The sequence below is a fragment of the Shewanella sp. SM29 genome (assembly GCF_025654245.1).
Taxonomy (GTDB): Bacteria; Pseudomonadota; Gammaproteobacteria; order Enterobacterales; family Shewanellaceae; genus Shewanella; species Shewanella oncorhynchi.
On sequence record NZ_JAKKRN010000003.1, the window covers coordinates 180,117 to 200,734 of the forward strand.

Below are 20,618 nucleotides of genomic sequence, written 5' to 3' on the forward strand. Positions count from 1 at the left end.
AGCCAACTTTGCAACAAATGACTGAAACACGCGGTAATACTTCGCCATCCATAGAACGTAAAATCTTACTGACGGATTGCGCTGATGCCCAAGGCCTCATCGCCAAAATCACCAGTGTTTGTTTTACCCATAAATTGAATATCATTAAAAACAGTGAGTTTGTGGATAATGCCCAAGGGCGTTTCTTTATGCGAACTGAGTTAGAGGGCATTTTTAACAGCGAACAGTTATTGCAGGATCTGCGTGACGTACTGCCTACGCAAAATCATATGACGTTAGTTAGCGCGGGTAAAAAACGCATTGTGGTGTTAGTTACAAAGGAAGCGCACTGTTTAGGCGATTTGTTAATGAAAGCCTATTATGGTGGTTTAAGTGTCGAGATTGCCGCTGTGGTGGGCAACCATGATGCACTACGTGAATTGGCAGAGAAGTTTAACATTCCCTTTCATCTGGTGAGCCACGAAGGCTTAGACCGAATTCAACACGAGCAAGCACTGTTGGCCGCGGTATCGCAATATGAGCCAGATTATCTGGTGTTGGCTAAGTACATGCGGGTGCTAACTCCAGATTTTGTGGCGCAATATCCTAATCGCATCATCAACATCCATCATTCTTTTTTACCTGCTTTTATCGGCGCAGCACCCTATCGCCAAGCCTGGGAGCGCGGGGTGAAAATTATCGGTGCGACGGCGCATTTTGTGAATAATTGCCTCGATGAAGGGCCGATCATCAAGCAAGACGTGATTCCCGTCGACCACAGTTATAGCGCCTTAGAAATGGCACGTGCTGGGCGCGATGTTGAAAAGAGTGTATTGAGTAAAGCGCTGCAATTAGTGCTCAACGAACAAGTGGTCGTGTACGGCAATAAAACGATCGTTTTCTAAGATGTAGGTGAGTCGTGGCAATGGCATGACATTCAGCGGCGTTTATTTTAACCCGTGTCTGTCATGAAATCAGCTATCATTATGTTTATTGGAGATTTTATAGTGCTCACATTGGGGTGAACATAGCGGTATAGTGTATTACCCATGCTCGAATTACAGGTCGGAGTGCTGGATGTCAACTCGTCAAAGCCTTATCGTTGGAATGAAAGACTTGCCCGATAGTTTGAATTTATCTTGGGCACAGCTAGATGAGCAGTTTTGTGTGCTACGGATGAGCCAAGCCTTTTATAGCCGTTGCAAACGCTCTGCGGCGCAAATCATTAATCAACCGATTAGCCAATTGTTTAGTGCTTTTAATGCTGAACTATGCGCCGATATCGTGAGGCGACGCGGCCAAGAAATAGGTTTTCAATTACAAGATCATCGCGGCATACGTGTGCATCTCGCGCTGCATTCTTTGCCTGAAATGGGATGGTACTTGATTCTATCCGACATCAATTTTGAAGATCCGCAGATGAAGGAGTTGCACTCGGATTATCGTCGAGCGATTCAAGCCAGCGATGCTTGGCTGCAACACATTGAAGATGTGATTAAATCCTCCCAAGAAGAAGTATTTAAAGTCGCAGTTTCTAAGGCGATGTCGCTCACTGGCAGTCGATATGGCTTTATTCTGTTGCATAACGAAAAGTTAAAAACACTCACACTCGCCGCGCGTTCTGAGTATCCCCACGCAGAGGCTAATCAAGCCGATTTTGTTGAAGATAATACCCAAGTGTCAGAACTTGAAAGCCGCGTATGGCTCGAATGTGTGCGAGATTATAAGCCGATCATCCAAAATCAAACCGACTCCCAAAGGCGCTTAGGGGATTTGCCCTTAGATAAACTGCTACTTGGAGGGCGTTACTTGGCGGTGCCGATTTTATTTCGCAGTCGCTTAGTGGGCATGCTGTGCGTGGTCGACCGTAACGAACCTTATAGTCGTAATGATGCGAGATCATTACTGACTTTTGCCAGCATTTTATGGCACAGCATTGAACTACCACGCACATTGCGCGCGGTATCCCGCCAGTCCAAAATCATTAAAGCGCAAAAAGAACAATTATCTCAATCGTTAACCCAGCTTATTAGTGCTATTTCTGAGGCATTAGAACTGAAAGATGCCTATACCGCAGGGCATCAAAAGTCGGTGGCGCAATTAAGTTATTTGATTGGTGAGAAATTAGGTTTAGACCCGCTGCGTTTAGAAGGGCTGAAGATTGGTGCCTTAGTCCATGATATCGGCAAGTTAGCGATTCCATCGCAGATCTTGACAAAACCGTCAAAACTTTCAAAAGAAGAATACGCATTAATACAGACTCATCCACTCCATGGTGCTGAAATTATTGAGGATGTGGAGTTTCCTTGGCCCATTAAAGAGATGATTTTACAGCATCATGAGCGACTCGATGGCTCAGGTTATCCCGCGGGCTTAAAGGATAAGGCGATTTTATATGAGGCGAAAATTATTGCCGTCGCCGATGTTGCCGATTCGATATTGTCCCATAGGCCTTATCGCCCATCGTTAGGGCTGGAGAAAATGACTGAAGTATTGCGTGCGGGTAAAGGGACACTTTTTGACCCTGAGATAGTCGAAACCTGTTTAGCGATTTTGATTAATCGAGAGTTGAGTATTAGCGATCATATCGGCGCTGCGCCGCTTGAACCTTTAGTCACGATTTCACTCGACCATGAGTTAGTTGATATTAAGCGTTTACTTACGACTGCCCATGCTAAGGTGGCCGTGGTATTGGATGAGCAACATAAGATACTTGGGGTGATCACGAGTCGCTTACTGGAACATTGGTTTAGCCCATTACTTGGCACTGCGGCTGAGCGTGAACTGGATAGGGCATCACTGCATAAAAAAGCCCATCAGATCATGGAGCATTCAGTGCCTATTATCAGTGAGGTGGCCACATCGGAAGATGCATTACTGCAGTTGAATTTACTAGACTCAGAATATCTTGTGGTGGTGAACAAAGCGCAGCAGCCATTGGGGATTATCGGCTGGCGGGCCATTGCCATGACGAGAAATGCATTCCGTGAAGTAGAGCGCTTGATTTAAGTGTCTTATTAAACACTTTATTTTTAAGCCTGATAATGATAGCGCAACCGTAGGCTAAATTTTACCGATAATAAAAAAGATGCCCTTAGGCATCTTTTTATGGAACTCATGTTATCGAACAAATGCAGTGACTGTTAATCAACAATACGCAGTAATTCGTTGATACCCACTTTACTGCGGGTTTTTGCATCGACTTTCTTAACGATAATAGCGGCATAGAGACTGTATTTGCCACAGGCTGATGGCAGGTTGCCAGAAACAACAACAGAGCCTGCTGGTACACGACCGTAATGCACTTCGCCAGTTTCGCGATCGTAAATTCGAGTGCTTTGGCCGATATACACGCCCATGGAAATCACTGAGCCTTCTTCAACCACAACGCCTTCAACAATCTCAGAACGTGCACCGATAAAGCAGTTATCTTCGATGATGGTCGGGCCCGCTTGTAATGGCTCAAGTACGCCACCAATACCTACGCCGCCAGATAAATGCACATTTTTACCGATTTGTGCACATGAGCCAACGGTCGCCCAAGTATCAACCATAGTGCCTTCATCAACATAAGCACCTAAGTTCACATAAGATGGCATCAACACGGTATTTTTACCTATGAATGAGCCTTTACGCACTGTAGCCGAAGGCACTACACGAATGGCTTCCGCTTTAAAGCGGGCTTCATCATATTCGGCAAATTTTAACGGCACTTTGTCGAAGTATTTGGTTTCGGCGCCATCGATAACCACGTTATCGAAAATACGGAAGGACAGTAATACCGCCTTTTTCAGCCATTGGTGCACATGCCATTGTCCGTCGATTTTCTCGGCGACACGTACTTCACCTTTATCGAGCATATTGATGACATTTTGCACATCGCTGCGCACACCTGCGTCAACTGTGCTTGGTGTGATGTCGGCGCGTGCTTCAAAAGCCGCCTCAATACGTTGGCGTAAAGCCTCCATTTACTTCTCCCACTGGTCTCGTTAATTAACTGATTCGATATTCTTTGCACTCAGGGCACTGATTAAAGCGTCCCTGAGGGTATTCTCTTGGGTTTCGTTAAGTTGCAAGCCGTCATTGGTCTGCAGCATAAAAAAGTCTTCGGCTCGCTCACCAATGGTGGTGATTTTGGCCGCGAGTAATGTTGTGTTGCAACGGTAAAAGATATCCCCAACTTTTGCCAGTAATCCTGGCGAATCTAAGGCGATAAGCTCCATCATACTTGTACCATGACGACTGCTTTCGAGGAAACTCACTTGTGTCGGCACATTAAAAGGTTTCATCTTGCGCGATAGTTTTCTAAAGCGCGGCAGTTTTGGACTGTCGCTCGACAGGGCTTTCTCAAGCGCTTTACGGATACTTTGGATGCGTGAAAGCTGGCTAACGGGCTCACCATCTTGCTCTAAGATCACAAAGGTATCGAGGGCATAATTGTCTTTTGAGGTCATGATGTTGGCATCATGGACGTTGATATTTTTATTGTCGAGTACCGCCATCACAGTTGCGAACAATTTAGGTCTGTCTTGGCAATAGACAAATAGCTCAGTACCACCACGGGTGGTGTGTTTGGACACTAAGACTAAAGGCTCATCCTGTTGTTTGTGCTTTAAAATCGCTTCGGCGTGCCACGCGACTTGATTGGGCTGGTGGCGTAAAAAGTAATCTGCCTTAAAACGTTGCCACAGGGCATCGAGATCTTTCTCTTTCAATCCGCGGCGCAGCAGTTCTTTTTTCGCCTTGGCTTGGTATTCACGCACTCTGGCACGAATATCGACGGGTTTTTCTTTACCGCGGGCGAGCACTCTTTGGGTCGAAAAGTACAAATCGCGCAGCAGTGAGCCTTTCCAGTTGTTCCAGGTTTTTTCGTTGGTGGCGCAGATATCGGCGACGGTTAAGCAGTACAGATAGCTTAAATGCACGGCATCGCGGACTTTATTGGCAAAGTCGGCCACCACATCGGGATCGGAAATATCACGGCGCTGGGCGGTGACAGACATCACCAGATGATTTTCAACCAGCCAAGCGACTAGACGGCCATCGTGATCGTTTAACCCGTGCAGCTTACAAAAGGCGAGGGCATCGCTTGAGCCTAGTTTACTGTGATCGCCACCGCGGCCTTTGGCGATATCGTGGAAGATAGCGCCTAATACCAGTAAGCCCTTTTTCGGCAGTTGGTTGATCAGAATCGAGCCTAAGGGAAATTCTTCCTTTTGTTCGGCTTGGGAAAAACGCTCGATATTGAGCAGTAATCTGTGGGTGTGTTCATCGACCGTATAGGCGTGGAACAGGTCGAACTGCATCTGGCCTTCAATATTTCGCCATGCGGGTAAATAGGCCGATAACACACCGTGTTTATGCATTAAAGACAAAGCAACAATGCCGCGAGGGTGGCGCAGAATTTCCATAAAGGCTTGGCGACAAAGCGGGTTTTCTTGTAAGGCTTGAGATTGTGCGCGTCTTGCTCGGCGCAGCGAACGCAGCGTTGGTGCGTAGATGCCTTTGATGTTGGAGTTTTTAGCGACCAACAAAAACAGCCGGACAATTTCTTCGCCGCTATCGAACTGATCATCGCTTAGCGCTTCAATAAAGGTGCCGCGGCGCTGGTAGTGTTTATCTATCGATTGAATTTCTAAAGCTTTTGTGTGGCCCAGTGTTGCCCGTTTAAACAGCTGCAGCAACATTTCGTTTAGCTCCATTACTCGACGTACCGTGCGATAGTAACGTTTCATCATTTGCTCAACTGCAAGCTGGGTGGCGTCTTCATACCCCATAAGCTCGGCAACTTGGCGTTGTACATCAAAGAGTAAGCGATTTTCATCGCGACCGACCACCATGTGCAGGGCAAAGCGTAGCTTCCACAAAAAGTGCTGACATTCGAGCAGTTCTTCTAGTTCACCAGGCTCTAAAAAGTCGTATTGGACTAATTCTTCTAGGCGAGCGGCGCCAAAGTGACGCATGGCCACCCAAGCAATGGTTTGAATATCCCTAAGGCCACCGGGACAACTCTTGATATTGGGTTCTAAATCGAAGGCACTGGCTCTGGCATGGCGAGCATTTTGTTCGTCACGCTTAGCGATAAAGAAGTCGCTTGAGGTCCAAAAGTCACTCTGACGAATGGCATCGTAAAGTTGGTCGAATAAAAACTCGGGCCCTTCGAGCAGTCGTGCCTCTAACAGGTTAGTGGCTATGGTGATGTCTTCACGGCCGAGAGTAATAGTGTCGTTTAACGTACGGACACTGTGGCCGATTTCGAGATTAGCATCCCACAGAAAGGCAATAAACTGACTGAGTGCCGCTTCGGCGGCGGGTGACAATATATCATTAAACAGGAACAGCAAGTCGACATCTGAGTGGGGATGCAGCTCCCCACGGCCATAGCCGCCTACGGCAATCAGGGAAATATCAAATTCCCTTAGACCGTGCTGTTCCCAAGCTTGCTTTACAAGGGCATCGACAAATTGACAGCGCTGCGTGACTAGCTCTTCAATCGGGGTTTTAGCCTTGAAACTGGCTAAAAGAGTCTGATTCTGTTCGATTAATGATTGTTTAGCGAGCAGAGCTATATTCATCGAGTCCCTTGTTTTTATTTTTGTTAGTTTGGCCTATCGCTCGTGATTGATGATGCGTGGGAAATCTTCATCCTCACGCAGGGTCAGTACTTCAACCCCTTTTTCAGTCACAAGTAGGGTATGTTCCCACTGGGCAGAATTCTTACCATCGGAGGTGGTAACCGTCCACTTATCATCGCGATCGAGTATGGTCGTGTGGCGACCGGCATTGATCATAGGTTCAATAGTGAAACACATGCCTGGGCGTAATACTGTGTTATCGCCGTTGCGGTAATGCATGACCTGAGGTTCCTCATGGAAACCCGAGCCAATACCGTGGCCACAATAATCTTGCACGATGGAATATTTCTCAAGGCCTGTTTTGCTTGCTTTGATGAATTTTTCGATAGTATTGCCAATTTCACCCAGTTTTAGGCCCGGACGCACCTTACGAATGGCCAAATACAGGCTTTCTTGTGCGATGCGGCACAGACGTTTGTCCTTCGCGCTCACTTCACCAATCAAAAACATCTGTGAGGTATCGCCGTGATAGCCGTCTTTAATCACTGTGATGTCGATATTGAGGATATCGCCTTCTTTCAATGGTGGGTTGTCGTTTGGAATACCGTGGCAAATCACATGGTTTACAGAAGTACAAATGGACTTAGGAAAACCATGATAGTTAAGCGGCGCCGAAATCGCACCTTGCTCTTCTGTATATTTGGCGCAGAGGTCATTGAGTTCATTGGTGGTCACGCCCGGCTTAACATGCGGAGCGATCATTTCTAATACTTGTGCGGCAAGTTTGCCCGCAGCACGCATTTTTTCAATTTCTTCAGCTGTCTTGATGACTATACTCATTGCGTTTTCTCTTGTGTCTTTAATGTCTGTTGGCCACGCAACCTAATGCAAAAATTTGTGCTTTAGGGCTATTTATGGTATAAAGCGCGCCGTTATGTTTAAGTCTTGATGAATTGTCCTAGCCAGCTTTTGCTCTGCTTAGATACTTGCAAGACTAAAGATGGCGGCCATTATACATGGCTATTTGTCTAAATACTAAATCACACACGTGTCGACACATTCTTCGGGGTGCCCTCAGTTGTTATATCAGGGGTCGAAGACATGGGATACGTGGAGGTCTAACCCCCTAAATTTTAAGGTAATAGAAATGACTACAGTTTCAATGCGCGATATGCTTCAGGCCGGTGTCCACTTCGGTCACCAAACCCGTTACTGGAACCCAAAAATGAAGCCATTCATTTTCGGTGCTCGCAACGGTGTTCACATCATCAACCTTGAGCATACTGTGCCAATGTTCAATGAAGCGCTAGCTTTCATCAGCAACGTAGCTTCAAAGAAAGGTAAAGTATTATTCGTTGGTACTAAACGTGCTGCTGGCGAAGCGATCAAAGAAGCTGCTCTGTCTTGTGACCAGTACTATGTTGATCACCGCTGGTTAGGCGGTATGCTGACTAACTGGAAAACCGTTCGTCAGTCAATCAAACGTCTGAAAGAACTGGAAAGCCAATCAGTAGACGGTACTTTCGACAAGCTGACCAAGAAAGAAGCGCTGATGCGTACTCGTGAGCTTGAAAAGCTGGAAAAATCTTTAGGTGGTATTAAAAACATGGGTGGCCTGCCAGACGTATTATTCGTCATTGGTGCTGACCATGAGCATATCGCTATTAAAGAAGCTAACAACCTGGGTATCCCTGTTGTTGCAGTTGTTGATACTAACTCTGCGCCAGATGGTGTTAACTACATCGTTCCTGGTAACGACGACGCTATGCGTGCTATCCGCCTGTACACTTCTTCTGTTGCTGCTGCTGCAAAAGCTGGCCGTGGTCAAGATTTGGCTGTTCAAGCTGAGCAAGACGGTTTCGTAGAAGCCGAATAATAATAAGGCGGGATGATTATCATCACCCTTATTAACCAAGATTTTTGATTGGTTAACAGGGGCCATTCGGCCCCTGTTTTATATCTGCAAATTAGTCGATTTTTTATAGAGGATTTAACAATGGCAATTACTGCTGCCCAAGTTAAAGAACTGCGCGACCGTACTGGCGCAGGCATGATGGATTGTAAAAACGCTCTGACAGAAGCTAACGGCGACATGGAGTTAGCTATTGACAACATGCGTAAGTCTGGCGCTGCTAAAGCGGCTAAAAAAGCAGGTAACATCGCTGCTGACGGTACAATTCTGATCAAGAATGGCGAAGGTTTCGCTGCACTATTAGAAGTTAACTGTCAAACTGACTTCGTTGCTAAAGATTCAAACTTCTTAGCATTCGCGAACGCAGTATTAGATGCCGCTGCTACATCTAAAGTGACTCTTGAAGATTTAAAAGCACAGTTCGAAGATGCACGCGTTGCATTGGTAACTAAAATCGGTGAAAACATCAACATTCGTCGTGTTGAGTACATCGATGGTGCAAACCTATCTTCATACCGTCACGGTGAGCGCATTGGCGTTGTTGTTGCCGGTGAAGCTGACGAAGAAACCTTAAAGCACATCGCAATGCACGTTGCTGCTTCTAAGCCTGAATACGTGAACCCAGAAGATGTTCCTGCAGAAATCGTTGCAAGAGAACAAGCTCTGCAAATCGAAATGTCAATGAACGAAGGCAAATCGGCAGAGATCGCTGAGAAGATGGTTCTTGGTCGTATGAAGAAGTTCACCGGTGAGATTTCTCTGACTGGTCAAGCTTACATCATGGAACCAAAGAAAACTGTTGGCGAAATTCTGAAAGAGAAAGGCGCTAAAGTCACTAACTTCATTCGTTTAGAAGTGGGTGAAGGTATTGAGAAGAAAGAAGAAGATTTCGCGGCTGAAGTTGCTGCTCAAATCGCTGCTTCTAAAAAGGCTTAATCGCCAACGCTAAATACCCCCAAGACCGCGGCAATAGCTGCGGTCTTGTTATGACCAGGATAAAAATTATGAGCACCAATCCAAAACCCGCATTTAGACGCATTCTTCTTAAATTAAGTGGCGAAGCACTGATGGGCGACGAAGGCTTCGGCATCGACCCTAAAGTATTAGATCGCATGGCTCAGGAAGTGAAAGAGCTGGTTGAGCTGGGTATTCAGGTGGGTGTGGTTATTGGTGGTGGTAATCTGTTTCGCGGTGAAGGCCTAGCAAAAGCAGGCATGAACCGTGTGGTGGGCGATCACATGGGTATGCTGGCAACGGTTATGAACGGCTTGGCAATGCGAGACGCCCTGCACCGTGCCTATGTTAATGCTCGTCTGATGTCAGCTATCCCGTTAAAGGGTGTGTGTGATGATTACAATTGGGCTGAAGCGATCAGCTTGCTAAAATCTGGCCGAGTGGTTATTTTTGCTGCCGGTACAGGTAATCCTTTCTGCACGACCGATTCTGCGGCCTGTTTACGCGGCATTGAAATCGAAGCTGAAGTCGTATTGAAAGGCACTAAAGTCGACGGTGTATACTCCGAAGATCCAATGAAGAACCCAGACGCCGTTAAGTATGATGAAGTGACTTATGCGGAAATTCTGGAAAAAGAATTAAAAGTAATGGACTTAGCCGCCTTTACTATGGCGCGTGATCACGACATGCCTATTTTAGTCTTCAACATGAATAAGCCTGGCGCTCTACGCCGCGTTATCATGGGTGAAGAAGAAGGCACGCTGATCAGAGCGAAAAAAGTTATTTAATGACCAAGAAGGACATTTAACGTGATTGAGAACATTAAGAAAGATGCGCAAGAGCGTATGGGTAAATGCGTTGACGCGACTAAAAACCAAATGGCAAAAGTGCGTACCGGTCGTGCCCACCCAAGCCTGCTGGATTCCATTCAAGTCTCTTACTACGGCACTATGACGCCACTAAACCAAGTGGCTAACGTGGGCGTTGAAGATTCACGCACTCTGTCTGTGACTGTGTTTGACCGTAGTGCTATCCAAGCCGTTGAAAAGGCTATTATGAGCTCTGATTTAGGTCTGAACCCTATGTCAGCTGGCGCGACATTACGTATTCCATTACCCGCGTTGACTGAAGAACGTCGTAAAGACTTCATCAAAGTGGTGCGTAACGAAGCTGAAAACGGTCGTATTGCTATCCGTAACGTGCGTCGTGATGCGATTTCTGAAGTGAAAAAGCTTGAAAAAGCTAAAGCTTGTACTGAAGATGATGTGCGTCGCAGTGAAGAAGAAGTGCAAAAGTTCACCGATGCTCACATTAAAAAGGTCGATGAGATTTTAGCGGCCAAAGAAATTGAGTTGATGGAAGTCTAATCTCAGTTCGATAAGCTAGAGTTGATGCGCCGTGTAGGGGTATACTACACGGCGTTTGTCTATTTTAAAGGGCTGTATTAGATGTCATCCACAGTGGAACTTGATCCGCACCCTAGGACGAGTGAGAGTGATTTATACACTCAAACGACCTTGCCGGGACAATTACCCGAACTCGTGAAACAGTCGTTACCTAAGCATGTTGCTATTATCATGGATGGCAATGGGCGTTGGGCACAAACCCAAGGTAAACCACGAGTGATGGGACATAAGGCTGGTGTTAAGGCCGTTAGAAGAGCCGTAAGCACGGCAAGCCAATTAGGCATTGAATCGCTAACCTTATTCGCATTTTCTAGCGAGAATTGGCGTAGACCCGATAAAGAAGTCAGCTTGCTGATGGAGTTGTTTTTTACCGTATTACAGCGCGAAATTAAATTGCTGGATAAGAATCAGGTTAAGCTCAACATTATTGGCGATATCAGCCGCTTTTCGGCGCGATTACAGAAGCAAATTGCTGCTGCTCAAGAGAAGACATCTCGCAATACTGGCTTGGTTCTGAATGTTGCGGCTAACTATGGTGGCCGTTGGGACATACTTCAAGCAGCACAAAAATTAGCGGAAAAGGTCGAAACTGGCGAAATGACCAGCAGTCAGTTCACCGAAGAAGCCTTAAGTGCACATTTGTGCATGCAAAATCAGAGTGAAGTTGATTTAATGATCCGCACGGGCGGGGACTGTCGCATCAGTAATTTTGTGCTGTGGCAGGCGGCCTATGCAGAATTGGTGTTTACCGACACCCTTTGGCCTGATTTCGATGAACAGGCTTTTCATGAAGCGATAGCCATTTTTGCAAGTCGCCAGCGCCGTTTTGGTCTGACTGGAAGTCAGATTGATGAGATGCGTGCATTGTAAAACCTCATGAGGGATTTTTTTTGCTAAAACAACGAATAATAACAGCAACTTGGTTAGTTCCATTAGTTTTAGGGGCGATATTTTTGCTCCCTGCCAGCTACTTCGCCTGGGCCTTAGTTGCCGTCTTCCTTATTGCAGCAAAGGAATGGGGAAGAATTATCGATAATCAGTGTGATGTCACTCAGTGGAGCTTTACCTTCACAGTTGGTATCTTATTGGTGGCAATTAATCTTATTGTGCCAATCGATGCAGTTTGGTTAAGCCATCAGTTACATCCTATCTATTTGGCCATTCTCTATATTGGTGCATTCTGGTGGTTAGCATCACTATTATTAGTGGTAACTTATCCTAAAAGCGCTAAGTTCTGGCAAAAGAATCCTATGTTTAAGTCCATGTTTGGACAGTTAACCTTAGTGCCTTGCTTTGTTGCTCTTATCGCACTCAAATCCATTAGCTCACAAACTTCACCCTATTACGGCCCAGTATTAGTACTGTTAGTGATGTTGATTGTGTGGGCCGCTGATTCTGGGGCTTACTTCGTCGGTAAAGCGATAGGTAAAACGAAACTGATGCCTGCAGTGAGCCCTGCTAAAACCTTGGAAGGCCTACTTGGTGGTTTAGTGACGACTATGCTCGTGGTTGCAGGTGTTATGTATTATTCACCAGAGCAAGAACTGGGTTTAGTTGTGGCAGTGACCTTATTTGTTGCTTTAGTGTCAGCGCTGGGCGATTTATCTGAGAGTATGTTTAAGCGTGCGGCCTGTATTAAAGATTCTGGCACTATTTTGCCCGGTCACGGCGGCGTGCTCGACCGCATCGACAGCCTGACTGCAGCCTTGCCGGTGTTTACCTTGATCTACATTGCATTCTGGATGTAACGCTATGCAAAACATGGTGATTTTGGGTGCTACCGGTTCAATTGGTGCTAGTACCTTAAGCGTGATTTCGGCTAATCCATTGGCTTATAGCATCTATGGATTGGTGGCCAATGCGAGCGTTGATAAGATGCTGGCTTTGTGTGTAGCCCATAAACCGAAAGTCGCTCATATGGTGGATGAAGAGGCTGCGAAACAGTTACGCGCCGTTTTACCCGCTGCGCTCAATATCCAAGTCACTACTGGCATAAACGATTTACTCGGTTTAGTGACGACTGCCGAAGTGGATACCGTAATGGCAGCGATTGTCGGGGCGGCAGGGCTAGTACCAACCCTTGAAGCCGTGAAGGCGGGAAAGCGAGTATTACTGGCCAATAAAGAAGCTTTAGTCATGTCGGGTGAGTTGTTTATTGAGGCGACTAAGCGCTCTGGTGCTGTGCTTTTGCCCGTGGACAGTGAGCATAATGCTATCTTTCAATGTTTACCCCTAGAAGTGCAGGCTAACCTCGGCCGTTGCGATTTAGCTGCGTCGGGTATATCCCATATTTTGTTAACCGGTTCTGGCGGACCTTTCCTGCGGTCGGATCTTGCGACACTTGCGGCCATGACGCCTGCCCAAGCCTGTAAACATCCTAATTGGTCCATGGGACCTAAAATCTCTGTTGACTCCGCCACTATGATGAATAAGGGTTTAGAGTTCATTGAGGCGCGGTGGTTGTTTAACACTCAGGCTGAGCAACTTAAGGTGGTTATTCATCCGCAAAGCGTGATCCACTCTATGGTGCAGTACCGTGATGGTTCGGTTATCGCCCAAATGGGTAACCCTGATATGCGCACACCGATTGCCCATTGCATGGCTTATCCGCAAAGAATTCATTCGGGCGTTGAACCTTTAGATTTTTTCAAAGTCGGACAGTTAAGCTTTTATGAACCTGATTTTGAACGTTTCCCCTGTTTGGCTTTGGCTATGGAGGCGTGTGCCCAAGGTCAAGAGGCAACAACCGTATTAAACGCTGCCAATGAGGTCGCTGTTGAAGCATTCTTGCAGGGGCAAATTGGTTTTACGCAAATTGCAAAAGTGAATGAGGCTTGTTTAGTCACTGTGCCTAAACGTCCTATGGGCAGCATAGAAGATATTTTAGCCTTAGATGCGCAAACCCGCGTCTATGCGCGTGAGACATTAGCAAGCATCGCTTAGCTATAGCTGAGTGATGAAATTTATAACGTAAGGAGTGGGATGTTAGATTTTTTATGGAACTTAGGTTCTTTCATCGTTGCACTGGGTCTGTTAATTACTGCCCACGAATACGGCCATTTCTATATCGCGCGACGTTGTGGCGTGAAAGTCGAACGTTTCTCCATTGGTTTTGGTAAGGCTATTTGGCGCCGTGTTGGTAAAGACGGCACTGAATATGTGTTAGCCATGATCCCCCTTGGCGGCTATGTCAAAATGCTTGATGAGCGTGTTGAAGACGTTCCCGATGAATTAAAAGATCAAGCGTTCAATCGTAAAACCGTATGGCAACGTATTGCGATTGTGGCCGCAGGTCCAATTGCTAACTTTATTTTTGCCATCGTTGCCCTGTATTTTATGTATCTGATTGGTGTGCCATCACTTAAGCCTGTGATCACTTCGACGACCCCCGGGACTGCTGCTGCGCAAATTCAAATCACAGAGCCAATGCAAATAACGGCCATTTCCGGTCAGGCTGTGCGTAACTGGGAAGAAGTGAATTTAGCTTTAGTCGGCCACATAGGTGATGAAAGTCTGAGTGTATCACTAACGCCATTGAATGGTTTGCAAGGTTTGGATTCTAGTGCGCGGTCTTACACCTTAGATACGCGTAATTGGCGTTTTGATCCTGAAAAAGAATCCCCGATTACGGCATTAGGGTTAGGGATTTATCGTCCCGAAATCGTCCCCACCATTGCTGCGATTAGTCCTGACAGTGCCGCTGCGAATAGTGAGCTAAAAGTCGGTGACACCTTAGTCGCAATAAATGGTAAAAATTATACCGATTGGCAGGCTTTTGTTGACATTATTCAACATTCTGCCAATGTGCCTGTGAGTTTAACTGTGCGTCGCAATGGCGAACAGTTTAATGTGGCAGTGACACCCTTAAGCAGTAAAAATGCCGATGGCCAAGAGATAGGTATGCTCGGGGTGAGCCCAACCCAAGCACAATGGCCAGACAATATGCGTTTACAACTTGAATATGGACCAATCGATTCTTTCGGTATAGCAGCGGATAAAACATGGCAACTTGTTGCTGTGAGCTTTAAGATGATTGGCAAATTATTTACCGGCGATGTGTCGGTGAAAAACCTGAGTGGACCCATTTCGATCGCACAGGGTGCGGGCAGTAGTGCAAACTATGGCTTGGTCTATTTTCTCGGGTTCCTCGCGCTCATCAGCGTCAATTTAGGCATCATTAACTTGCTGCCTTTACCTGTGCTCGATGGGGGACACCTGCTGTATTACTTTATTGAAGTAATAACTGGTAAACCTGTACCTGAAAAGGTGCAGGAAATAGGATTCAGATTTGGGGCAGCAATACTGCTGATGTTGATGAGCGTTGCGCTTTTCAATGATTTTGCCCGACTCTGAGCAAGGACAGACTAATAATTAGAAGTGCTCTATGAGATTGAATAAACTTTTTGCCTCGATGTTATTCGTCGGTGCGTCGTTTTCAGGGACTGTGTTGGCAGATACTTTCCAACCGTTTGAAGTGACCGACATCCAAGTTGAAGGTTTGCAACGAGTTGCACTCGGTGCTGCCTTGTTAAGCTTACCAGTAAAAGTAGGTGACACTGTTGACCAGTTAAGAATCCAGCAAGCGATTAAAAGCTTGTATGCATCGACTAACTTTGAAAATGTCTCCGTGAGCCGAGATGGCGGCGTATTAGTGGTGAAAGTCACTGAACGTCCAACTATCAGTGCCGTGACATTCGATGGCAACAAAGACATTAAAGACGAACAGTTACAGGAAAGTCTGGACGGTTCTGGCGTTAAAGTCGGTGAGTCGCTCGATCGTACTATGTTGACCGGTATTGAAAAGGGTCTGCAGGATTTCTACTACGGCGTGGGTAAATACGGCGCGAAAGTGGAAGCCCAAGTGATTAACTTACCCCGTAATCGGGTTGAGCTGAAATTTAAGTTTACCGAAGGTTTAGCGGCCGAAATCCGCCAAATTAACGTGGTCGGTAACAAAGAGTTCACCGATGCTGAACTGATCGGCATGTTGGAACTTAAAGATTATGTGGCTTGGTGGGATCTGTTTGGTGAGCGTCGTTATCAGAAGCAAAAACTGCAGGCCGATCTCGAGACCATCAAAACCTATTATCACAATAAAGGTTATATCCGCTTCGAAGTCACCTCGACTCAAGTGGCCATGACGCCTGACCGTAAAGGTTTATATATCACCATCAACGTAGATGAAGGTGAGAAGTATAAAGTTAAAGAAGTAAACCTGACGGGTGATTTGATGGGCCGTGAAGAGTTGATGAAATCAATTCTGCCAATCAAAGCAGGTGATATGTACAACGGCGGTGATGTGACTTTCACCGAAGAAATGTACAGCAAATATTTAGGCCGCTTCGGTTATGCTTACCCTGAAGTGAAAACCTACCCTGAAATTGATGATAAGACTAAAGAAGTCACCTTAAACATCAATGTTAAACCGGGTAAACGTGTTTACGTACGGGCGATTAACTTCACTGGTAACACAGTGACTAAAGATGAAGTGATGCGCCGTGAGCTGCGTCAGATGGAAGGGGCTTGGTTAAACTCAGCGCAAGTTGAGCAATCTAAAGCGCGTCTTAACCGTTTGGGTTTCTTCGAAACCGTTGACACTGAAACCATTCAAGTGCCAGGTACCGATGATTTAGTCGATGTTGCGGTTAAAGTGAAAGAGCAGCCGTCGGGCTCATTCAACGCGGGTGTCGGTTATGGTACTGAATCAGGTCTGAGTTTGCAGTTTGGTGTACAACAAAACAACTTCTTAGGCACAGGTAACCAAGCGGGTATCAGCTTGAGCACCAACAAGTACTCTAAAAACGTTAACTTATCCTATACCGATCCGTACTGGACAAAAGACGGTGTGAGTTTAGGCGGGAGCGTTTATTGGAGTGAGTTTGACGCCAATGAAGCTAACTTAGAACGCTATAAAAACAGTTCGTATGGTGTGGCGCTTAACTCGGGTTTCCCGATTAACGAATACAACCGTATCAATGGTGGTATTGGCTATCGTCACAACACGATTTCTGAGATCTCAGCTTATGAGCAGGCACTGCGTTTCTATAACATCTATCGTGATGACGATCCAAACGCGGACTTAAGTTTCGATAACTTCGAACTCAGCCTGGGCTGGTATCGTAGCACCTTGAACCGTGGCACTTTCCCAACAGATGGCTCTTCTCAGCGTCTGAACGGCAAAATGACTTCGCCAGGGTCTGATTTACAGTATTTTAAGACAGACTTTGACACTAACTATTATTTCCCTGTTAACCGCAGTCAGAGCGTTGTGCTCTTGGCCCGTGGTCGATTAGGTTATGGTAACGGTTATGGTCAATTTAATGATAATGACCAAATTCTGCCTTTCTGGGAAAACTATTACTCAGGTGGTAGTAGCTCGCTACGTGGCTTTAAGTCTAACTCTGTAGGCCCTCGTTCATTCTATCTCTATCGAGGTAGTGAGCCGTGTGCACCGGATCCATCGGGCGATGGCTGTAGCTTGCCTGGCGATCCTAATAGTATCCAAGTCAGTTCTGGCCGCTCTATCGGTGGTAATGCCCTTGCAACGGCAAGTATGGAGTTGATTGTACCAACCCCATTTTTGGATGAGGCTTACACTAACTCAGTTCGTACTAGCTTCTTCGTCGATGCGGGTAACGTCTGGGATACTGAGTTTGATTACGAGTCATATCAAACACTTCCGGCGGACGAGTTTGCTAAGTTACAAGACTATAGTGATCCAGCTCGCCTGCGCGCCTCTTGGGGCTTGAGTGTGCAATGGTTATCACCTATGGGACCTATGGTGTTCAGCTTGGCGTGGCCGCTTAAAGAATATGAAGGTGACCAAACGGAGATCTTCTCTTTCAATATTGGCAAAACTTTTTAAAAGGCATACACTCGGCAAGTTTTGCTGACAATAACAAGGTAACAAGGAGTTTATTTTGAACAAGATGGTAAATTGCGCGCTGATGACGTTAGTTTTGTTAGGCGCGCCGTTAGTGGCACATGCTGAGAAAATTGCCGTAGTGGATATGGGCGCTGTGTTTGAACAGCTCCCACAACGTGAACAGATCTCTCAATCTCTGAAGAAAGAGTTTGGTGATCGCGTAGCTGATGTCCAAAAAATGCAAGAAGAAATGCGTTCTCTGATGGAGAAGCAGCAACGTGATGGTGCATTAATGAACGATGCACAAAAAACTGAGCTGGTTCGTAAAATGGAATCGCTAAAATCTGAATATCAGTTAAAAGGCAAAGCATTGGATGAAGACCTACGTCGTCGCCAAGGTGAAGAGCAAAATAAACTGTTAGTTAAAGTGCAAAAAGCCATCAACACTATCGCTGAAAAAGACCAATATGATTTGGTATTACAACGTGGTGCTGTCATTTATGTTAAGCCTAACGCTGACATCAGTGGCAAAGTGGTTGAAGCCTTAAGCAAAGGCAAGTAATAGATGAATAGTGTGACTTTAAAAGAGCTATGCCTGTTATTAGACGGTGATATCCAAGGCGACGAAACGCTAATTATTAATAGTGTGGCGACCTTAGAAAATGCCAAGGCGGGTCAGATCTCTTTTTTAGCCAACAGTAAATACCGCTCTCAGCTTGAGGCAACTCAAGCGAGTGCGGTGTTATTGTCAGCTAAAGATGCGCAGGATTATCAAGGTACTGCGTTAATTGTAAAAGATCCATATGTCGGTTTTGCTCGTGTTGCTCAGTATTTGGACACTACACCCAAAGCAGCGGTGGGTATCCATCCTTCGGCACAAATTGATCCTTCAGCCCATTTAGGGGAAGGTGTCGCTATTGGCGCGAATGCTGTGATTGGTGCGAACGTCATTTTAGGTGAAAATGTGCAGATCGGTGCCGGTGTTGTGCTGGGACAAGATGTGGTTATTGGCTCAAAAACACGTTTGTGGGCTAATGTCACCGTCTATCACGATGTGCATTTAGGACAGGATTGTATTATCCATTCGGGTGCCGTATTAGGCTCAGATGGTTTTGGTTATGCTAACGAACGTGGTCAGTGGATTAAAATTCCGCAGACAGGTGGCGTGCGTATTGGCGATCGGGTTGAGATTGGTGCTAATTCAACGGTAGATCGTGGGGCATTAGGCCATACAGAGATCCACGACGGTGTGATTATTGATAACCAAGTACAAATTGCCCATAACGATATAATCGGCGAAAATACTGCTATTGCAGGCAGTACTACTGTCGCAGGCAGTGTCACTATTGGTAAATATTGTATTATTGGCGGTAGCTGTGCCATCGCAGGTCATTTGAGCATAGCCGATGGTGTGCATGTGTCTGGTGCTACCAATATCACCACTAATATGCGTGAGCCTGGCTTATACTCTTCTGCCACCGTGGCAATGGACAATAAACTTTGGCGTAAAAATACAGTTCGTTTCCGTCAGTTAGATGAACTGTTCCAGCGTGTTAAAACGTTGGAAAAAAATTTAAAAACACCAGATTAATTGCCCCAAGGCAATTTGAGGAACTCGGTTCGTGTCTAATCAAATGAACACTATGGATATTAAAGAAATACTTAAATATCTACCCCATAGATATCCATTCCTATTGATCGATCGTGTGCTTGATTACACTCCTGGTGTTAGTCTGCAGGCGATCAAAAACGTTTCAATAAATGAGCCATTTTTTCAGGGACATTTCCCGATACAACCTGTGATGCCAGGTGTGCTTATTTTAGAAGCGATGGCACAGGCAACTGGCCTGTTAGCCTTTAAAACGATGAGTAGTGACGTACCACCACCAGGTGTGTTGTATTACTTTGCTGGTATCGATAATGCGCGTTTTAGACGTGTGGTTGAGCCAGGAGATCAAATTCATTTTGATGTCAAAATGATTAAAGAGCGCCGCGGGATTGGCGTTTTCTACGGTGAGGCCAAAGTGGATGGTGAAGTGGTTTGTTCCGCTGAAATCATGTGTGCCCGCAGAGAGATTAGTCAGTGATAGATACATTAGCGTTTGTGCATCCCGATGCAAAAATTGGCAATAACGTCACTATTGGCCCTTGGACCTATATCGGTGCGGGCGTCGAAATTGGTGATGATTGTTGGTTGAGTTCCCATGTGGTGGTCAAAGGTCCAACGATTATCGGCAAAGGGAATCGTATTTTTCAATTCGCCTCCGTTGGTGAAGAATGCCAAGACAAAAAGTACGCTGGTGAGCCGACACGACTGATCATTGGCGACAATAACGTCATCCGTGAAAACGTGACCATTCACCGCGGTACGGTTCAAGATAACAGTGAAACCCGTATTGGGTCGAATAACCTGTTTATGAACTATGTGCATATCGCCCATGACTGTGTGGTCGGCGATAATGTCATCATGGCGAATAACGCATCTATTGCAGGTCACGTGCATGTCGGTGACTGGGCGATTTTAGGCGGTATGACAGGTGTGCATCAGTTTGTGCATATTGGTGCCCATGCATTTACTGCTGGTTGTTCTTTAGTTTTGCAGGATGTGCCTCCCTTTGTGATGGCAGCGGGTCAACCTACAGTGCCTCGCGGCTTAAACAGCGAAGGTATGAAGCGTCGCGGTTTTTCTAAAGAAAGCCAGTTAGCCGTGCGTCGTGCTTATAAGACCTTATACCGTAGCAGCTTAACGGTAGAAGAAGCGATTGAAGCATTAGCTGAAGATGCGCAGAACGATGAGCAAGTCAAATTACTGCTTGAGTTTGTAAAGTCATCGAGTCGCGGCATTATTCGCTAACTTGATGACCACATGACAACAAAAGGGCATTTATATGCCCTTTTGTATTATTGGTTTAAGCCTTTTTTGTGGT

At 45.9% G+C, this 20,618-nt stretch carries 18 protein-coding genes; 15 read left to right on the top strand and 3 right to left on the bottom strand.

Annotated features, from left to right (window positions below):
* Positions 1–17: 17 nt before the first annotated feature.
* Entirely contained in the window at positions 18–884 is an 867-nt protein-coding gene (gene purU, locus L5L77_RS03190; protein ID WP_105252965.1) for a formyltetrahydrofolate deformylase, read from the top strand.
* A 172-nt stretch (positions 885–1,056) separates the two neighbouring features.
* Complete coding sequence (locus L5L77_RS03195) at positions 1,057–2,988, top strand: HD domain-containing phosphohydrolase (protein WP_168823188.1); 1,932 nt, start codon at positions 1,057–1,059, stop codon at positions 2,986–2,988.
* A gap of 134 nt (positions 2,989–3,122) precedes the next feature.
* Here L5L77_RS03195 and dapD read toward each other — a convergent pair whose 3' ends face one another.
* Genes dapD through map form a run of 3 tightly spaced genes read right to left on the bottom strand, consistent with a single transcriptional unit; the run spans position 3,123 to position 7,418 of the window.
* Positions 3,123–3,947 (bottom strand): 2,3,4,5-tetrahydropyridine-2,6-dicarboxylate N-succinyltransferase, encoded by an 825-nt coding sequence (dapD, locus tag L5L77_RS03200; protein WP_028760609.1) that lies wholly within the window; start codon positions 3,945–3,947, stop codon positions 3,123–3,125.
* Between the two features lie 21 nt (positions 3,948–3,968).
* Positions 3,969–6,554 (bottom strand): bifunctional uridylyltransferase/uridylyl-removing protein GlnD, encoded by a 2,586-nt coding sequence (glnD, locus tag L5L77_RS03205; protein WP_263184676.1) that lies wholly within the window; start codon positions 6,552–6,554, stop codon positions 3,969–3,971.
* 33 nt (positions 6,555–6,587) lie between these two features.
* Positions 6,588–7,418 (bottom strand): type I methionyl aminopeptidase, encoded by an 831-nt coding sequence (gene map, locus L5L77_RS03210; protein WP_227257044.1) that lies wholly within the window; start codon positions 7,416–7,418, stop codon positions 6,588–6,590.
* A gap of 283 nt (positions 7,419–7,701) precedes the next feature.
* Between map and rpsB the strand changes: the two genes are divergently transcribed.
* From rpsB to lpxA, 13 genes are all read left to right on the top strand, one after another.
* The gene (gene rpsB / locus L5L77_RS03215; RefSeq protein WP_028760607.1) at positions 7,702–8,430 is read left to right on the top strand and encodes a 30S ribosomal protein S2; all 729 of its coding nucleotides are present in this window, start codon (positions 7,702–7,704) and stop codon (positions 8,428–8,430) included.
* Between the two features lie 120 nt (positions 8,431–8,550).
* Positions 8,551–9,402 (top strand): translation elongation factor Ts, encoded by an 852-nt coding sequence (tsf, locus tag L5L77_RS03220; protein ID WP_263222033.1) that lies wholly within the window; start codon positions 8,551–8,553, stop codon positions 9,400–9,402.
* Between the two features lie 68 nt (positions 9,403–9,470).
* Positions 9,471–10,208 (top strand): UMP kinase, encoded by a 738-nt coding sequence (gene pyrH, locus L5L77_RS03225; protein ID WP_006080981.1) that lies wholly within the window; start codon positions 9,471–9,473, stop codon positions 10,206–10,208.
* Positions 10,209–10,229: 21 nt separating this feature from the next.
* Positions 10,230–10,787 (top strand): ribosome recycling factor, encoded by a 558-nt coding sequence (frr, locus tag L5L77_RS03230; protein WP_012088724.1) that lies wholly within the window; start codon positions 10,230–10,232, stop codon positions 10,785–10,787.
* An 81-nt stretch (positions 10,788–10,868) separates the two neighbouring features.
* Entirely contained in the window at positions 10,869–11,696 is an 828-nt protein-coding gene (locus L5L77_RS03235; RefSeq protein WP_028760605.1) for an isoprenyl transferase, read from the top strand.
* A 20-nt stretch (positions 11,697–11,716) separates the two neighbouring features.
* Positions 11,717–12,574, top strand: a complete 858-nt coding sequence (locus L5L77_RS03240; protein WP_131523803.1) for a phosphatidate cytidylyltransferase — start codon at positions 11,717–11,719, stop codon at positions 12,572–12,574.
* A gap of 4 nt (positions 12,575–12,578) precedes the next feature.
* Positions 12,579–13,769, top strand: a complete 1,191-nt coding sequence (gene ispC, locus L5L77_RS03245; protein ID WP_263222035.1) for a 1-deoxy-D-xylulose-5-phosphate reductoisomerase — start codon at positions 12,579–12,581, stop codon at positions 13,767–13,769.
* Between the two features lie 39 nt (positions 13,770–13,808).
* Positions 13,809–15,179, top strand: a complete 1,371-nt coding sequence (rseP, locus tag L5L77_RS03250; RefSeq protein ID WP_028760602.1) for a sigma E protease regulator RseP — start codon at positions 13,809–13,811, stop codon at positions 15,177–15,179.
* Between the two features lie 31 nt (positions 15,180–15,210).
* Positions 15,211–17,691 (top strand): outer membrane protein assembly factor BamA, encoded by a 2,481-nt coding sequence (gene bamA / locus L5L77_RS03255; protein WP_131523800.1) that lies wholly within the window; start codon positions 15,211–15,213, stop codon positions 17,689–17,691.
* A gap of 64 nt (positions 17,692–17,755) precedes the next feature.
* Positions 17,756–18,253, top strand: coding sequence for an OmpH family outer membrane protein (locus tag L5L77_RS03260; RefSeq protein WP_028760600.1), 498 nt, complete (start codon positions 17,756–17,758; stop codon positions 18,251–18,253).
* Between the two features lie 3 nt (positions 18,254–18,256).
* Positions 18,257–19,282, top strand: coding sequence for a UDP-3-O-(3-hydroxymyristoyl)glucosamine N-acyltransferase (gene lpxD, locus L5L77_RS03265; RefSeq protein WP_105249717.1), 1,026 nt, complete (start codon positions 18,257–18,259; stop codon positions 19,280–19,282).
* A 31-nt stretch (positions 19,283–19,313) separates the two neighbouring features.
* The gene (gene fabZ, locus L5L77_RS03270) at positions 19,314–19,778 is read left to right on the top strand and encodes a 3-hydroxyacyl-ACP dehydratase FabZ (RefSeq protein WP_006080990.1); all 465 of its coding nucleotides are present in this window, start codon (positions 19,314–19,316) and stop codon (positions 19,776–19,778) included.
* Positions 19,775–20,545 carry an acyl-ACP--UDP-N-acetylglucosamine O-acyltransferase gene (gene lpxA / locus L5L77_RS03275; protein ID WP_028760598.1) on the top strand — a complete coding sequence of 257 codons (771 nt, stop codon included), beginning with the start codon at positions 19,775–19,777 and terminating at the stop codon, positions 20,543–20,545. Before fabZ ends, lpxA begins: the two co-directional genes overlap by 4 nt.
* The last annotated feature ends 73 nt before the right edge of the window (positions 20,546–20,618 follow it).

What these genes read in the sequence shown, in the direction of transcription:
- lpxD (WP_105249717.1), top strand. Translation starts at nt 18,257, where the DNA reads ATGAATAGTGTGACTTTAAAAGAGCTATGCCTGTTATTAGACGGTGAT.
- L5L77_RS03195 (WP_168823188.1), top strand. Translation starts at nt 1,057, where the DNA reads ATGTCAACTCGTCAAAGCCTTATCGTTGGAATGAAAGACTTGCCCGAT.
- purU (WP_105252965.1), top strand. Translation starts at nt 18, where the DNA reads ATGACTGAAACACGCGGTAATACTTCGCCATCCATAGAACGTAAAATC.
- rpsB (WP_028760607.1), top strand. Translation starts at nt 7,702, where the DNA reads ATGACTACAGTTTCAATGCGCGATATGCTTCAGGCCGGTGTCCACTTC.
- ispC (WP_263222035.1), top strand. Translation starts at nt 12,579, where the DNA reads ATGCAAAACATGGTGATTTTGGGTGCTACCGGTTCAATTGGTGCTAGT.
- glnD (WP_263184676.1), bottom strand. Translation starts at nt 6,554, where the DNA reads ATGAATATAGCTCTGCTCGCTAAACAATCATTAATCGAACAGAATCAG.
- rseP (WP_028760602.1), top strand. Translation starts at nt 13,809, where the DNA reads ATGTTAGATTTTTTATGGAACTTAGGTTCTTTCATCGTTGCACTGGGT.
- tsf (WP_263222033.1), top strand. Translation starts at nt 8,551, where the DNA reads ATGGCAATTACTGCTGCCCAAGTTAAAGAACTGCGCGACCGTACTGGC.
- L5L77_RS03235 (WP_028760605.1), top strand. Translation starts at nt 10,869, where the DNA reads ATGTCATCCACAGTGGAACTTGATCCGCACCCTAGGACGAGTGAGAGT.
- bamA (WP_131523800.1), top strand. Translation starts at nt 15,211, where the DNA reads ATGAGATTGAATAAACTTTTTGCCTCGATGTTATTCGTCGGTGCGTCG.
- pyrH (WP_006080981.1), top strand. Translation starts at nt 9,471, where the DNA reads ATGAGCACCAATCCAAAACCCGCATTTAGACGCATTCTTCTTAAATTA.
- L5L77_RS03260 (WP_028760600.1), top strand. Translation starts at nt 17,756, where the DNA reads ATGGTAAATTGCGCGCTGATGACGTTAGTTTTGTTAGGCGCGCCGTTA.
- dapD (WP_028760609.1), bottom strand. Translation starts at nt 3,947, where the DNA reads ATGGAGGCTTTACGCCAACGTATTGAGGCGGCTTTTGAAGCACGCGCC.